A 1,685-nucleotide genomic window follows, 5' to 3' on the forward strand; every position below is an offset into this window, starting at 1 on the left:
GGCAAAATCGACCGCATGGCACTGGCCGCACTGGAAGTGGACTGCTCCGATGCCAAGAGTCTGCCGGACAACCCTGCGGAACAGCGTCTGGCGCTGATCTGGCAGCAATTGCTCGGATGCGACACCGTATACCGGGAGGACAACTTCTTCCACTTGGGGGGACACTCCCTGCTGGCCACACGCCTGGTGGCCCAACTGCGGCAGGAATACGGAGCCAGTATCCAGGTCAGGGAGGTGTTTAGTACCCCGACACTGTCCGATCAGGCACGCATGATCGAAAACGCAGAGGCGTGTTCCGATAAAGCCACACTGCCGCCGATTGTACCGGTCGATGGGCAGGAGACGGCGCCACTGTCCTATGCGCAATTACGGCTCTGGTTTTTGTCCCAGTATATGGGTCCCAGTGCCGTCTACAATGTGCCGCTCGCGGTCAGGTTTGCCGAAGCCACAAACATCCAGTTACTGAAGCGGAGTCTGGAGACCCTGATCACACGTCATCACAGTCTCCGGACCCGGTTTGATGTGGTCGACGATGAGCCGGTCCAGCGGGTGGTGGAACCCTGGGAAATTCAAATTGAGTCGCTTGCGGACCCGGCAGAGATCGGGGTGGCGCAACTTCAGGCCCGGTATCAGCCTTTTGATTTGCGACAGGATGTACTGAGCCGACTGCGCCTGATAGATGCGGGTGAGGGGGAAGCGATACTGCTACTGACCCTGCACCACAGTGTGACCGACGGCTGGTCGATAGATCTTTTTTGGCAAGAGCTTCGCGCCTGCTATGAGGCACACCGACAGGGTGGCGATGCACTGCCGGCGGTCAATATCCAATACGCGGACTTTGCCCACTGGCAGCGGCAGTGGCTCAATGAAGAGGTCCTGCAGGAACAGCTGGATTACTGGCACAAGACCCTAGATGGTCTGCCGCCGGAACTGAACCTGCCGACGGATCGCCCGCGGCCGGTCGAACAGAGTTTCCGCGGTGCCAATTTTGCCTGTCGCCTGGATGTTGCGCTGGTATCGCGGCTGATGAAGTTTTTCCAGGGGGGCAACGCGACACCGTTTATGGGCATGCTGACCGCGTTCAGCATGCTGTTGCACCGCTACAGCGGGCAGTCGGATATAGCCATTGGCAGTCCGGTGGCGAACCGGCACTGGCCTGAAACCCAAGAGGTTATGGGGTACTTCGCCAATACACAGGTTTGGCGTTTTTGCTTCGAACCGGATCTCTCACCGGCTGTGTTGTTGGAACGCACCCGGCAAATGGCCCTGGCGGCAATCGAGAACCAGGATGTTCCTTTTGAAATGCTGGTTGAGCATTTGAATCCGGAGCGCAGCCTGGGGCATTCGCCGTTGTTCCAGGTGATGTTTTCCTATGTGAAAAAAGCGATTCAGGCACCGTCACCGCAGGGGGAGCAGCAGCGGGCGGATTTGTCCTGGAAGACGCTGGCACTTCCCACCAGTATGCAATCGGGTTCCTCCCAGTCCAGTGCGGTGGCCCGGTATGACTTGTCGCTGACCGTTATTGAGGAGAAGGAGACCCTGGTGGCGGCGGTGGAATACAACACCGATCTGTTCGACCGGGATACCGTCGCCCGGATGATGCAGCATTATCAGCGCCTGCTGGAGGCGATGGTCACTGCACCCGGCAAGCCGATCGCTGCGTTGACGCTGCTGGATGAAGTCGA

1 protein-coding gene is annotated in these 1,685 nt (G+C 58.8%); it reads left to right on the top strand.

The genetic code is table 11. From position 1 onward, the window contains the following. The coding region (locus tag AB1S50_RS19425) for a condensation domain-containing protein (protein ID WP_367152921.1) at positions 1-1,685 on the top strand (1,685 nt) is incomplete at both ends.

It is taken from the genome of Microbulbifer discodermiae, from assembly GCF_040742695.1.
Lineage (GTDB): Bacteria > Pseudomonadota > Gammaproteobacteria > Pseudomonadales > Cellvibrionaceae > Microbulbifer.